Source organism: Rhodanobacter sp. PCA2 (assembly GCF_013620825.1).
Lineage (GTDB): Bacteria > Pseudomonadota > Gammaproteobacteria > Xanthomonadales > Rhodanobacteraceae > Rhodanobacter_A.
The window spans coordinates 1-13,484 of the sequence record NZ_NJIC01000020.1 but is presented as its reverse complement, the minus strand read 5'-3'; the positions used below and the strand labels follow the sequence as shown (position 1 = coordinate 13,484).

Annotated in this window: 10 protein-coding genes and 1 pseudogene; 8 read left to right on the top strand and 3 right to left on the bottom strand. The window is 63.4% G+C overall.

Features of this window, described 5'->3' with window-relative positions; translation table 11 throughout:
* Positions 1-69: 69 nt before the first annotated feature.
* Complete coding sequence (locus PCA_RS07940; RefSeq protein WP_219918619.1) at positions 70-285, bottom strand: CopG family transcriptional regulator; 216 nt, start codon at positions 283-285, stop codon at positions 70-72.
* A gap of 117 nt (positions 286-402) precedes the next feature.
* Between PCA_RS07940 and hyfB the strand changes: the two genes are divergently transcribed.
* Genes hyfB through PCA_RS07910 form a run of 6 tightly spaced genes read left to right on the top strand, consistent with a single transcriptional unit; the run spans position 403 to position 7,565 of the window.
* Positions 403-2,418: a hydrogenase 4 subunit B gene (hyfB, locus tag PCA_RS07935; RefSeq protein ID WP_181302061.1), complete on the top strand. Its 2,016-nt coding sequence runs from the start codon at positions 403-405 to the stop codon at positions 2,416-2,418.
* Positions 2,415-3,368 (top strand): NADH-quinone oxidoreductase subunit H, encoded by a 954-nt coding sequence (locus PCA_RS07930; RefSeq protein WP_181302060.1) that lies wholly within the window; start codon positions 2,415-2,417, stop codon positions 3,366-3,368. The genes hyfB and PCA_RS07930 overlap by 4 nt, the downstream gene beginning before the upstream one ends.
* A gap of 3 nt (positions 3,369-3,371) precedes the next feature.
* Positions 3,372-4,037 (top strand): formate hydrogenlyase, encoded by a 666-nt coding sequence (locus PCA_RS07925; RefSeq protein ID WP_181302059.1) that lies wholly within the window; start codon positions 3,372-3,374, stop codon positions 4,035-4,037.
* A gap of 1 nt (position 4,038) precedes the next feature.
* Positions 4,039-5,493 carry a hydrogenase 4 subunit F gene (locus PCA_RS07920; protein ID WP_181302058.1) on the top strand — a complete coding sequence of 485 codons (1,455 nt, stop codon included), beginning with the start codon at positions 4,039-4,041 and terminating at the stop codon, positions 5,491-5,493.
* A 4-nt stretch (positions 5,494-5,497) separates the two neighbouring features.
* Positions 5,498-7,042, top strand: coding sequence for an NADH-quinone oxidoreductase subunit C (locus tag PCA_RS07915; RefSeq protein WP_181302057.1), 1,545 nt, complete (start codon positions 5,498-5,500; stop codon positions 7,040-7,042).
* 7 nt (positions 7,043-7,049) lie between these two features.
* On the top strand, positions 7,050-7,565 hold the full coding sequence (locus PCA_RS07910; RefSeq protein ID WP_181302056.1) for a formate hydrogenlyase: 516 nt from the start codon (positions 7,050-7,052) through the stop codon (positions 7,563-7,565).
* A 404-nt stretch (positions 7,566-7,969) separates the two neighbouring features.
* On the opposite strand, the gene PCA_RS07905 is transcribed toward PCA_RS07910, so the two are convergent.
* Positions 7,970-11,023: a TonB-dependent receptor gene (locus PCA_RS07905; RefSeq protein ID WP_181302055.1), complete on the bottom strand. Its 3,054-nt coding sequence runs from the start codon at positions 11,021-11,023 to the stop codon at positions 7,970-7,972.
* 1,137 nt (positions 11,024-12,160) lie between these two features.
* Between PCA_RS07905 and PCA_RS07900 the strand changes: the two genes are divergently transcribed.
* Entirely contained in the window at positions 12,161-12,298 is a 138-nt protein-coding gene (locus PCA_RS07900; protein ID WP_181302054.1) for a hypothetical protein, read from the top strand.
* Positions 12,295-12,783: a hypothetical protein gene (locus tag PCA_RS07895; protein ID WP_181302053.1), complete on the top strand. Its 489-nt coding sequence runs from the start codon at positions 12,295-12,297 to the stop codon at positions 12,781-12,783. Before PCA_RS07900 ends, PCA_RS07895 begins: the two co-directional genes overlap by 4 nt.
* 250 nt (positions 12,784-13,033) lie before the next feature.
* On the opposite strand, the pseudogene PCA_RS07890 reads toward PCA_RS07895, so the two are convergent.
* Positions 13,034-13,484 (bottom strand): annotated as a pseudogene (locus PCA_RS07890) (hypothetical protein); the annotation flags it as partial.

Sequence of the window (13,484 nt, the reverse complement as noted above, 5' to 3'; positions counted from 1 at the left end):
CGGGTGCAACCCGCGTCGGATCGGGCGGGGAGGGCCTCGGCGTCGCCCGCCGGTCGATGGCGCGGTCAGCTACTTGTTGCTGGCGCGGCCGTGCCGTGCCTGCGGCAGTGTCTCGTCCTCGGCATGCCAGGGGCGGCCGGAGGTGCGTTCGATGTATTCGCGGATAAGCCGGCGCACGACCTGGGACGGCGTCGCGTCCTCGGCCGTGCACAGGCGCTCGAAGACGGCTTTCTTGCGCGGGTCGATCAGCACCGTAAGACGGGCAGTGCGATTTTCTATGGTCATGGGAGTACTCTCCAACTTACACACGAATCGATCTGCATGATAATCAAATTACCATGAGACGCACATGGCGATGTGTTCAGGGGCTACGGGTCGTGACCGCCACCGGGGAGCGGACGCGTGAATGAGTGGGCCGCCGCGTCGCCGACGGTGACGGCCTTGCTGGGCCTGGTGGCTGGCTGGCTGCTCGTGGGCGGACTGGGCCTGGTGCGCCCGACCGGCGTCGGCTGGGTCGCCCGTGTGCTGTTTCCGCTGGGCGCGCTGATCGGCCTGGGCGTGGCGGCGGCGGGAGTGGTGTCGTTGATGCCCGCGTTCGCGACGCAGCAGGTCGTGCTGCCGCTGGGGCTGCCGGACTTGCCCTTCCACGTACGGCTGGATGCGCTCTCGGGATTTTTCCTGGTGTTGCTGGGTGTCGCGGGCGCCGGCATCTCGATCTTCTCGGCAGGTTACTTCCGCGCCGGCGAAGGCACCGCTCCGGGCCTGCTGTGCCTGCAGTACCACGTGTTCCTCGCCAGCATGGCGATGGTGGTGCTGGCCGACGACGCCTACCTGTTCATGGTGGCCTGGGAAACCATGGCGCTCAGTTCCTACTTCCTGGTCACCACCCAGCATCGCTTGCCCGAGATCCGGCGCGCCGGCTTTCTTTACCTGTTGATGGCGCACGTCGGGGCGCTCGGCATCCTGCTGTGCTTCGGCGTGCTGCACGGCGGCAGCTGGCAGATGACGTTCGACGCCATGCGTGCGTCGACGCTCGCGCCGCTCTGGGCGGGCATCGCGTTCCTGCTGGCGCTGGTCGGCTTCGGCACCAAGGCGGGCATGGTGCCGCTGCATGTATGGCTGCCGGAAGCCCATCCGGCGGCGCCATCGCCGGTATCGGCCATGATGAGCGGCCTGATGCTGAAGACCGCGATCTACGGCCTTTTGCGCGTGAGCCTGGATCTGCTGTCCGTCGGCCCGTGGTGGTGGGGCGTGCTGGCGCTGGTGATGGGCTTGTTCACGGCGCTGTACGGCGTGATTTTTGCCGCCGTACAGACCGACATGAAGCGGCTGCTGGCCTATTCGTCGATCGAGAACATCGGCCTGATCCTGGCCGGCATCGGCCTGGTGCTGATCTTCCGCACCTTCGACCTGCGCGTGCTGGCGGCGCTGGCCTTGGCCGCGGTGCTGATCCACGCCTTCAACCACGCACTCTTCAAGAGCCTGTTGTTCCTCGCCACCGGATCGGTCATGCACGCCACCGGGGAGCGCAGCCTCGGCAAGCTGGGCGGGTTGATCCGGCGCATGCCGTGGGTCGCGGCGTTCGCGCTGATCGGTTCGCTTGCGATTGCCGGCTTGCCGCCCCTCAACGGCTTCGTCTCCGAATGGCTGCTGCTGCAGACCTTCCTGCAGTCGCCCCATATCCCGCATGCCTTCCTCGACATGATCGTGCCGCTGGGCGCCGCGGTCATCGCACTGGCGGCGGCGCTGGCAGGCTATGTGATGGTGAAGTTCTACGGCGTGGTCTTTCTTGGCCAGCATCGCGAGAGCAGCCTGGCCACGGCCCGCGACGCCAGCCGGCTGGAGCGGATCGGGCTGGGCTGGCTGGCGCTTGGCTGCGTGTTGGTCGGGGCGTTCCCGCAGGTCGCGCTCGATGTCGCCGGCCGCGTCACGCAGGCGCTGGTGGGCGCCACGGCGCAGCGCGGACCTTCGCCATGGTGGATGACGCCCACGGCGGCCAACCAGGCGTCCTACAGCGGCTTGTGGTACTGGGCGGGCTTGCTGCTGGTGACGGGCGTGACCTTCCTGCTGGTGCGTCGTTTCTACCGCGGGCGCAGCCGGCGCACGGCGCCGTGGGACTGCGGCTACCCGTGGCAGACGCCGCGCATGCAGGATTCCGCGGAGGGGTTCGGCCAACCGATCCGCCATCTGTTCGGCCCGATCTTCAAGATCGAGCGCGAGGTGCCCCGGCCGTCCGACGTGGCGCCGGCATATCGCATCGAGATCGAGGACCGCTTCTGGGTGGCGTGCTATCAGCCGATCGGGCGCCTGCTGCAACGGGTCACGGAGCGCATGGCCGTACTGCAGGGCGGGCGGCTGTCCGTCTACCTGCTCTACAGCTTCCTGACCCTGATCTTCCTGCTGGTGTGCGTGCTGTGACGTGGGCCGTCTATCTCTGGCAGCTTGGCGTGTGCCTGTGCGCCATCGGGCTCGCGCCGTTGTTCGCCGGCTGGGTGGGGCAGTGCAGGGCGCTGCTCCAGAACCGTTCCGCACCGTCCCTGTGGCAGCCCTACCGCGTGTTGCGAAAGCTGTTCCACAAGGAAGCCACGCTGGCCAACGACGCCTCCTGGCTGTTCCGCGGCGCGCCGTATGTGGTGTTCGCCGCCATGGTGCTGGCCGCCGCGATCATTCCCTCGCTGACGACGGAGCTGCCGGCGGCGCGCGTCGCCGACGCGATTGCGCTGGTGGGCCTGTTCGCGACCGCGCGCATGTTCATGGCGTTGGCGGCGATGGACGTCGGTACGGCCTTCGGCACGATGGGTGCGCGTCGCGAAATGATGATCGGCTTCCTCACCGAGCCTGCGCTGCTGATGGTGCTTTTCAACGCGTTCCTGATGGCGGGCACGACCGCGCTGCCGGCCATCGTGCAGAACACGCTGACGCAGTCGCAGGTGACGCTGCATCCCAGCCTGGCGTTCGCCGCCGTCGCATTCGTGATGGTGTTGCTGGCCGAGAACGCGCGGCTGCCGATCGACAATCCAACCACCCATCTCGAACTGACGATGATCCACGAGGCGATGACGCTGGAGTATTCCGCGCGCCACCTCGCGCTGATCGAGTGGGCGTCGTGGTTGAAGCTGTTCAATTACGCCTGCATCGGCTTCACGCTGTTTGCGCCGTGGGGCATCGCCACGCACGGCGTCAGCCCGGGCGGCATCGCGCTCGCCATGCTGGCGCTGGTCGCGAAGCTGGCGGTGGCCGGCGCCGCGCTGGCGTTGTTCGAGACCGCTTCGGCCAAGCTGCGCCTGTTCCGTGCGCCGGAGTTCCTCACCATGGCGTTCCTGCTGGCCGTTCTCGGCCTGCTGGTGCACCTGCTGCTGAAGGGTTGACCGATGCCCGCACCGACTTTCTCCGCCCAGGTGCTGCAGACGCTCGCCGGCGCGCTGCTGTTGATCTCCTTCGCGATGCTGGCCGAGCGGCGCAGCCGCCACCTGGTCACGCTGCTGATCTGGCAGGGCGCGGTGCTGGTGACGTCCACGCTGCTGGTTGCGGCGACCGCCCACCTGCCGCACCTGTTCTTTTCCGCCGTACTCACCTTGGTGCTGAAGGTCGGCGTGCTGCCGTGGATCCTGTTGCGCCTGATGCGCCGGCTGGGAATAGAGCGGGACAACGAGCCGCTGGTGAACGTGCCGACCTTGATGCTGGTCGGCCTGGGGCTGGTGATCTTCGCCTTCGGCCTGGCCCAGCCGGTGACGGCGCTCGCCACGACGGTGATCCGGCAAACCCTGGGCATAGCGCTTGCCGTGATCCTGCTGGCGCTGCTGATGATACTTGCGCGACGCAAGGCGTTTACCCAGGTGATCGGATTCCTGGCGCTGGAAAACGGCCTGTTCTTTGCCGCGACCACCACCACCTACGGCATGCCGATGGTGGTGGAGCTGGGCATCGCCCTGGACGTGCTGGTCGGCGTCTTCATCTTCGGCGTGTTCTTTTTCCATATCCGGGAACAGTTCGACAGCCTGGACCTGCATCACCTCGAGTCGCTCAAGGAGGACTGACGTGGAGATCGCACTGGTCGTGGGCTTTCCCCTGGTCGGCGCCGCGCTGCTCGCGCTGACCGGTGCGCAACGCCGTGCTCCCGAGCTCAACGTCGCCATCAGCCTGGCGACGCTGCTGGCGGTGGCGGCGCTGGTGGTCCGCGTCATCCGCGGCGGACCGATCAGCGCGTTCGACGAGCAGTTCTTCATCGACCCGTTCAACGTGTTCCTGGTTGCGCTGACCGCGCTGGTCGGCTTCACCACCGCGGTATTCTCGCGCCCCTACATGCGCATCGAGGCCGCGCATGGGCGCCTGACGGAGCGGCGGCTGCGGCTTTACCACAGCATGTACCAATTGTTCATGGCCGCCATGCTGGTGGCGCTGACCACCAACAACCTGGGCTTTCTCTGGGTGGCGATGGAGGCGGCCACGCTTTCGACCGTGCTGCTGGTGTCGCTGTATCGCACCCGGGCCAGCATCGAGGCGGCCTGGAAGTACTTCATCCTTTGCGGCGTCGGCATCGCGCTGGCGCTGTTCGGCACGATCCTGCTGTACGTGGCCGCCGAGGGGCAGCTTGGCGGCAACGGCATGTCCGCGCTGCTGTGGACCCACCTGGACGCGGCCAAGGGCCAGCTGGAACCCACGGTGATCGGCCTGGCCTTCGTCTTCCTGCTGGTGGGTTACGGCACCAAGGTGGGACTGGCGCCGCTGCACAACTGGTTGCCGGACGCGCATGCGGAGGGCCCGACGCCGGTTTCGGCCGTGCTTTCCGGGCTGCTTCTCAACGTGGCGCTCTACGCCGTCCTGCGCTGCAAGATCATCGCCGACGGCGCGCTGCATTCGGACCTGCCCGGGCGCATGCTGATGGGCTTCGGCCTGCTCTCCGTGGTGTGGGCGACGTTCTTTCTCTGGCGCCAGCGCGATATCAAGCGCCTGTTCGCGTATTCGTCCATCGAGCACATGGGCATCATGACGTTCGCGTTCGGCATGGGCGGCCCGGTCGCCAGCTTTGCCGGGCTGCTGCACATGACCGTGCATTCGCTGACGAAATCGGCGATCTTTTTCGCGGCCGGGCATGCGGCCCAGACCGCCGGCACGCAGCGCATGGACGGCATCCGCGGGTTGCTCGCCACCCATCCCAGCGTGGGCTGGGGGTTGATGCTGGGCACGCTGGCCATACTCGGCATGCCGCCGTTCGGCGTCTTCACCAGCGAATACCTGGTGCTGACGACGGCGATGCGCGACCACCCGTGGGCCACGCCCATCCTGCTCGTCTCGCTGGCCGTGGCCTTCGCCGCCATCTTCGGACGCGTGCAGCCGATGGTGTTCGGCGAAACGCAGGCGCCGGCGCTGCCGCATCCGCCGTCGCTGCTGCCGGTGTTCGTCCATCTGGGGCTGGTGCTGGCACTGGGCATCAGCATTCCGGCGGCGCTGTCCGAGTGGTACCGCCTGGCCGCGCACTTGTTCGTGAGGTAGGCGCATGTCACTGGAACTCATTGCGCAAGAGGGCCGGCGATTGCCCGCGAACGTTCCCGCGCGGCGCGTGGCGGTGGATGCGCAGCAGTGGACGGCAGTCGCCCGGCAGCTGCAGGAAGCCGGCGCGGGCCTGTTCACGCTGTGGGGCGCCGACGACCGGGACCGCGACGGCATGTTCCATGTGTTTGCCGCCTTTCTCGTGCCGGGGGAACTGGTGGTTCTGGAGCTTGCCGTGGCGGGCGACCGGCCGGTTTATCCCTCGCTGGAACGCGGCTTTCCCGTCGCCGCCCGCCTGCAGCGGGCGATCCACGACTTGCTGGGCATCCGGGCGGACGAGGGCGATGCACGCCCGTGGCTGCGTCATGGCGGCTGGCCGGAAGATCGCTTTCCCCTGCGCAAGGATTTCGATGCCGCCACCGCCTGTCCCGGCGTGTCCAGGCCGTATCCGTTCGTGCGCGTCGAAGGGGAGGGCGTGCACGAGATTCCGGTGGGCCCGATCCACGCGGGCACCATCGAACCAGGCCATTTCCGGTTTTCCGTCGTCGGCGAAAAGGTGCTGCGCCTGGAAGAGCGTCTCGGCTACGCCCACAAGGGCGTGGCCAAGCGCTTCGAAGCCTTGCCGTTGCTGGAAGGCCACCGGCTTGCGGCACGGGTGTGCGGCGACAGCACGGTGGCTTTCTCGTGGGCGTATTGCGCCGCGCTGGAGGCGCTCGCCGGGGCGACCGTATCGCCGCGCACGGCCAGCCTGCGCGCACTGGCACTGGAGCGCGAACGCATCGCCAATCACGTGGGCGATCTGGGGGCGCTGGGCAACGATGCCGGATTCGCCTTCGGCCTGACGCAGTTCTCGGCGCTGAAGGAACGGATGCTGCGCCTCAACCGCGAGGTCTTCGGCCAGCGCTATCTGATGGACTACATCGTCCCGGGCGGCGTGCGGTCGGATGTGGGACCGCGCACGGTTCGCCTGTTGCTGGACGAGGGCGTCGGCATCGAACGCGACGTGGTGGCGCTGCGTGCGATCTACGACGAGCATGCCGGGCTGCAGGATCGCTTCAAGGGCGCCGGCCAACTCACCCCATCGATCGCGAAAACGCAGGGGGCGTTCGGCCTGGTGGGGCGCGCCTCGGGCATCGAGCAGGACCTGCGCGTGACGATGCCGTGGGCGCCCTACGGAGAGCTGCGCCCGACAGCGGCGCTGCGGATGGAGGGCGACGTCGCGGCGCGGGTCCAGGTGCGCTTCGATGAAGTCATGGAGTCGTTGCGGCTGAGCCGGCTGCTGCTCGAACAACTGCCGCAGGGTTCGACGTCGGCGCCGGTTGCCGCGGTCGATTCGGACCGCATCGGCCTCGGTGTCGTCGAAGGCTGGCGCGGGCCGGTCATGGTGGCGCTCGAAGCGGGGGCGCCGTCCGCCATCCGGCGCTGCCACGTCCACGATCCCTCCTGGCAGAACTGGCCCACGGTCGACCACGCGATCATCGGCAACATCGTGCCGGATTTCCCGCTCATCAATAAGTCGTTCAACCTTGCCTACAGCGGCCACGACGGGTGACCCCACGATGCTGAACATCATCAAGCGCATTCGTCGTACCGGGATATTGAGCGATGCGCCGCCCGAGTCCGACCAGCCCGAAGCCCGCGTCCGGGGGATCCACGAGCATCTCCATCGCGTGTTCGGGCGCGCGTTGCGCATCCGCCACGTGGACGCCGGTTCCTGCAACGGTTGCGAACTGGAAATCCAGGCGCTCACCAACCCGTATTACAACCTCGAAGGCGCGGGCATTGCCTTTGTGGCGAGCCCGCGCCATGCCGACATACTGCTGGTGACGGGCCCCGTTTCCGTCAACATGGAAGAAGCGCTCAAGCGGGCGTATGACGTCATGCCCGAACCCAGATGGGTGATCGCGGTCGGGGATTGCGGCGCCTGCGGCGGCATTTTCGGGACCAGCTACGCCACGCGCGGACGCGTGGGCGACGTCATTCCAGTCAGCGCGACGGTGCCCGGTTGCCCACCCGAGCCAATGGCATTGCTGCAGTGCCTGCTGCACATCACCTCGCACCCAGGGCAGCCGTGATATTCACGCATCCGGATGGATGCGCCCACTTGCGGCGTTCCCTGAATTCCGAAGTCGGGGGCAGGGGAGTGAACCTGGCGGCGACCCAGGACTGCGCACCTTCCTCCTGGCGCACGCCATTGGCCGCCGATGGCGGTGGCGGCCATCGCCGCGATGAGAAAGGCATGCAGGTTCGGCCAGGGCAGGGAAATCATCCCGCCAGGCGGCTACACCGTTTTGTCTTGGTGACGGCCTGATCAATCGATTGCTTGCTCGTCATTCCTGTGAAGCGCCTCCGGCCTTCGCCGGGATGACGAGCAAAATCGGACCATCCCTGGGTCACTGGACCGGCTGCAGCTGGGGCCTGTGCAACACAGGCCCCAGCTATCTCCGACCAGGCTTTTGCCGCCCTTCAATCCCCGAGATCAGTACGTGTACCGAAGAACGAGGTACGTCGTGCGCGGTGCCTGGTAAGACGCCTGCCCGTAATTCGGATCCACGATGATGCTGCCGTCGGCAGCGATGTTGGCGTCGTGGTACTGATACCGGTTGATGACGCCGCGATGATTGGTCACGTTCTGGATATCGATGTCCAGGCTCAGTTTGCTGTGGTTGCCGAATTTCATGTCGTAACCGAGGCCAACATTGAGCTGCACATACCAGGGGAGGCGTCCGGCCGAACCTTGCGTCACCATCTTCCCGTTGCAGAAATAGCTGTCGCCGTAATAGTAGCCGTAGTCCTGAAGGTAGGCGTCCCCGGGGATGGTTTGCGGAATGAAACCGAAGCAGCTCAGCGGCTCACCCGAGTGCACGGCCAGCGTGAAGCTGGGGCGCAGGCCATTGGCGAAGTAGTAGACGCCGGATGCGGTGAAGCTGTGCCGGATATCGTTCGGCAGGTTGCCGCTGGCCCCGAGCATCTGTTGCGGGAAATCCCAGAGGTCCTGCTGGCCGATATAGCCTTGTCCGTATCCGCCTTGACGCGACAGGTCGAGGTAGCCACTGGTGTTGCCGTAGGAGTGCGTCCACGTATAGCTCAGACCCAGGTACCAGGGCTCCTCGGCCGTGCGGACATGATTCAGGTCGAGCGTCAGGTGGTAGTACTTGTGCCTTGGCGCAGCCAGGCCCAGCGCCGAACTGGGGATGGTCATCGCTGTCTTGGTGCCGTTGCCGGCGAAGTCGCGCACTACGGTGATCGGGTTGCCGGGATTGATCTCGAAGCAGTATTGCGGATCGCTGTAGTTCGGGTATCCGTGCGAATGCGCCCAGCTCTCGATCAGGGTGTAGTCGCAGGTTTCATTGATCACGCGCTTCAGGTTGTTGACGCCGATATCGACCTGGCCGATCCAGCTCCGGCCCAATTGCTTTTGCACGTAGATTTGCGCCATATCCTCCATCGGCGCCTTGAGATTGGTTGCCGCGACCTGGTCGACCGAAGGCGGAATGCCGTCCTTGCCCGGCTGCTGGATGCGCCCACCGATCGGGGTCAGCCCCGTGGGCGCCTTGGTTACCGGATCGATGCCCGTGTAGTAGTAATACTGTTGCCACGTCTCGTTCGACTCGCCAAGACCGAAACTGAAGTTGGACGGCATCGACAGCGAATACCGCCCAAGGTTGGCGCCAACCTTGAGACTGGAATCCCCATTGACATCCCAGGACACCCCCAGGCGCGGCGAGACGACGGGGAAGTTGAACATGGGGCGTTCGATCGCGTCTTTCTGGATATAGCGGTCGAAGCGCACGCCGCCATACAGCACCAGGCGATCGGTGGCCTGCCAATAATCCTCGATATAGGCACCCTTGTTCACCGAGATCATGCGGCCGCCTTCCCGGTTGAACTGCTGCTCCACGTAAGGCGCGGAAACGGTCGATCCGTTCGGCAGCAGGATGGGGCCGTTGCCCAGATCGTGATACGTGTAATCGCCGGCCAGTGGATAGCCCCAGCTCTCGCTGAGGAAGTGTTTGTAATGCTCCGCGCCGAACACCAGCTTGTGGTCGCCCACATGCCACGTAAGGTCTGCCTTGTAACCGGTGCGCCAGTAGTCGTCCGGCTTGAAACCCTTTTCCTTGATGTTGTTTCCGATGTTGTTGCAGATACCTGTCTTGTCGGCGCATGAGGTTACGTACGGCACGGTGTCGTCGACCGAGCCGCGATAGGTTGGTTGCCCGAGGTGACCACCCATGACACGCAAGTCGAGATCGTCGTTGATGTGCCAGTTGTAGTTGCCGATCAGGAAGCGCTGCCGGTTCGGGTTGCGCGTGTAACCCAGCCACTTGTTGAATGCGGTCGAACCCGGGGCCGTCGTTTGCCAGGTGTTGGTCGAGGTCAGGCCCCAGATGCGCGAGCCGGCCAGGTTGAACGTCATGCCGTCCATGATGTTCCAGGTGAGGTTTACCAGCGCATTCTTCTGGCGGACGCTGGAAACCGAGGCCCTCTGGTTGTAGTAGTTGTAACTGAAGCTCTTCGTCGGAGGGTTGTTGCCGAGCAGCACGAACGCGAACAGGCGATCGCGGATGAGCGCGCCCGAGCCCCAGAAATATTGGGTGGCGCTCCAGTCGTGATGGTTCTCCGAGTTGTAACCGACCAAAGTGCCGTCGCTGGCTCTGTAGACGTTGTGGGCACGCGGGTTCAGCAAGCGCGAGGTACCCGGGGTCAGGTACAACGAATACCCAGCGGCGAAGTCGTTGGTGCCCTGGCGGATCGTCTGCGCCATGATGCCGCCGGTCGCATTCGTCCAGGACGCACCGAAATTGCCGGCGATTACCTGGGTGTCCTGGATTGCTTCGCGTGGCAGGCGGTTCGAACCCAGACTCGTACGGTCGTTGGTGGTGTCGAACTCGTTCAGGTAATAGCGGTTCTCGGCCGGAGAGGCGCCAGCCAGTTGCACCAGGCCGGTGTTGTTGTCGTCGTAGCGCACGTTGGAGCGCAACAAGGCGATGCTCTCGGGACTCGCTGCGCCGGGCAGCGGAAGATCGTCAGTCAATTCCTTGCTGTAATGGCTCGTCAGCTCGGGAGTCGACACGTCGATCTGGACCGTCTGGGTCGCCGCGGCGTTGCCGGAGACGACCACGGCACCGAGCTCGTGCGTTGCAGTGGCGACTGTCGCACCTGCGACCGTGGCCGTCAGGGCGGGCACCGGCGTTTGAACGTCTGGCTTGACCCTGACGGTCCGCTCGCCGACGGGCTTGCCATCCTTCTGCACGGTTACCTGGTAATTGCCGGGATTGAGTCCGGCCGTCCTGTAGCGCCCCTGCGCGTCGGTTTTCAGCTCTCGCTTGAATCCCGTGGCCTGGCTGGTGACCACGATGACCAGGTTGGCTCCGGCAGGCTCGCGACCGTACAGGCCGCCCGTGATCGATTGTGCGCACACATCGCCGCCGTACCCGGTGGCCATGAGCGCGATGGCTAGCCCGATGCTGGCCCGCAACAACCCGTGCCTGCGTACGGATGCAAAACGGTTTTCGTTGGAATTGGTGCCCATCGTTCCCTCCCCTCGCACGTGTTTGATTCAAACCCTGCTCAACGGTCCGCCCGTCCCCTTGCTGCGGCGCCACCTTGGAACGCAGGTTCGGCCGGCAAATACTTACGTATCTTTTCGATATGCAAAAAAGATATGTTTCGTTTCATGTCGTTTGCTTGAGATATCATTAGTACGATAATTTGTCAATATTCTTGTCATACAAATTGGATTGCTCAGGGAAGCTGTGCAGGCAGCTGGCCACGGCGGGCGATGCATCGCAGCAGCCACCGCGCCCATCGCCTGGGCCTTGTTGAAACCACAAGTGGCGCAGGCCTCGGGGCCGGGCTGCCCCTGTCATCCAGCCGGCGGCAGGGCAAGGGCAGGGCGGATCGCGATAGACGAAAGACGCGGGGTGCCGGGCGCGGCTTGGGCGGGGGCGCTGGCGCCGAACGGTGTCCGTTGGCAGCGCTCGCACGGCGAGCCACTTCGACGCGATGCCGCGACCTGTACCCAGCGACCGGTTAATCAGCAGCGTGGCCGGTTCGAACGCCACGGCCTGCATGGCGTCGACGCGGTACGGGACCTTCCTAATGAGTGCAGGGAGAGCTGGGCCTGGAACATTGGTATGGGTTGGTGGAGGAGAACAATTCAATGTAACTTACACTTTTGGGGCTAAACATGACGATCGATAGGAAGTGATGAAGAAGGCAAAAATAGATAGACTACTTTTGATTACGACACTGATTGGCTCGGTAGTTATAATGATTGCGAGCATCGGCGTCCTTGCGCATATCATTTACATATACGGGGTCTCTTTTGGAGACATATACGATAGGTCTGGACATGTAATTGGACAAATTAGATATATTTATGGTGGATTAGCAATTGCATTATTGGGCGTTACTTTTTGTGTCGCCATATTCAGGGCGTCGTTAAAAAAACTGAGGGCGTCAAATAAAAAGGTTAAATAGACGACACCTTAATACTCAACCCTGACAGCTGTCGCGGCATCAACCACCTCTACTTCCGGGTGACTCGGAAAAACGAGGACGCTTCAGCATAACTTCTCGTAATGTTGCTACACGAGGTGCCGAGCACGTTGCTGCTGGTGGTGGGAAAGAAGGCTTGGTCTATCAAGCGATAGAGGGAGGTCAAGGGTTGACCAAGCAGCAGGCCCGCGTCATGGAACAAACTTTGATTAATCAGTACGGGTTGGAGAAAAACGGTGGCCAGCTATTGAACAAAATCAATTCAATTAGTCCGAAATACTGGGAAAAAAACGGAATCACGCCGTGAGCAATAGATTGGCTATTGGGGATGTATTCGAGGTTCCACTGGATGCATCGGTGGTTGGTTTTATCCAATATGTTGCCCGCGACGTCTCTCAATTGAATAGCCAAGTGGTGAGGGTCTTTAGGCGAAGGTGCCGAGAGGATGTGGCTCCTGATGTGAGTGAAATTGTGCATGGCGAGATCGATTTCTACGCTCATGTTTTTCTTGGTGCTGGTATTAAGCAAAAATTTTGGCGAAAGGTAGCTCGCGCCGACGTTGTTGGTGAGGTGAATGTCTTGTTCAGGAACAGCAGTGATTACGGCAAATCCAAGCATAAGACGTCGAATAATTGGTTCGTTTGGAGAATCGATAGTCCTTACATACATGTCGGTGCATTGTCTGGCATCTACCGAAACGCAGAAGTCGGAGTTGTAGTGCCTCCTGACAGTTTGGTGCATCGAATGAAGAACGGGTCTTATGACTTCTTCTATCCAGACCCAGAATCCTGACTATCCAAGACGCACAAGGCCCGCCAATGGCGGGCCTTGTCGTTTGTGGTGCTAGTGACTGGGCATGAAGTGTGTAGGCTGTCACTCATGCCCGAACACTCTTGGTTGCAAACGGATACTGAGACAGGGCGGGGATTAGCCTGTGTTATCGCAGGTAGGAAAGACCTGCCATTGACCTGTTCGAACTCCATCGCAGTCGCCCGCTCTGGCTGCCTTTAACCGCTGTCAAACAACGCGGACGCTTCGACTATCACTCGCCACGGATGTGTGGGGCAAGCATGGTTGGTGTGCTCCGTGTGATATCGGTGGCGAGCCAGATGCCGAGCTTGCGGCCGAGATAAGCCTGTCGGTACAGCGGCGTAGCACGGTACTGGTAGTTCGCGTCACCGCTGATAACCCACCCCGTAGGATGAGCACGCGCCCAGCTGGCGATGGCAGCGTTGCCTGTGGCCTGGGGGATCGATTGCGTCAGCCTGCCGGCGAAGGTGAACAGGCCATATTGCGTGCCGGCATACAGCAGGGGAATGCCGGCGTGCTGCGCCGAGGCGATGCGCGAAGCGACGGCGCGCATGTCGTATCGAGATGCCAAGCTGACGGCGAACGCCAGTTTGCACAGGGTCAGCGTGAAGCGTCCTCGTTTTTCCGAGTCACCCGGAAGTAGAGGTGGTTGATGATGCCATGGCGTAGGTGACGGGCGAGAG

Bases quoted from the DNA above. Each gene is read 5' to 3' on its own strand.
- PCA_RS07940 (WP_219918619.1), bottom strand. From the start codon at position 285: ATGACCATAGAAAATCGCACTGCCCGTCTTACGGTGCTGATCGACCCG.
- PCA_RS07925 (WP_181302059.1), top strand. From the start codon at position 3,372: ATGCCCGCACCGACTTTCTCCGCCCAGGTGCTGCAGACGCTCGCCGGC.
- PCA_RS07915 (WP_181302057.1), top strand. From the start codon at position 5,498: ATGTCACTGGAACTCATTGCGCAAGAGGGCCGGCGATTGCCCGCGAAC.
- PCA_RS07910 (WP_181302056.1), top strand. From the start codon at position 7,050: ATGCTGAACATCATCAAGCGCATTCGTCGTACCGGGATATTGAGCGAT.
- PCA_RS07905 (WP_181302055.1), bottom strand. From the start codon at position 11,023: ATGGGCACCAATTCCAACGAAAACCGTTTTGCATCCGTACGCAGGCAC.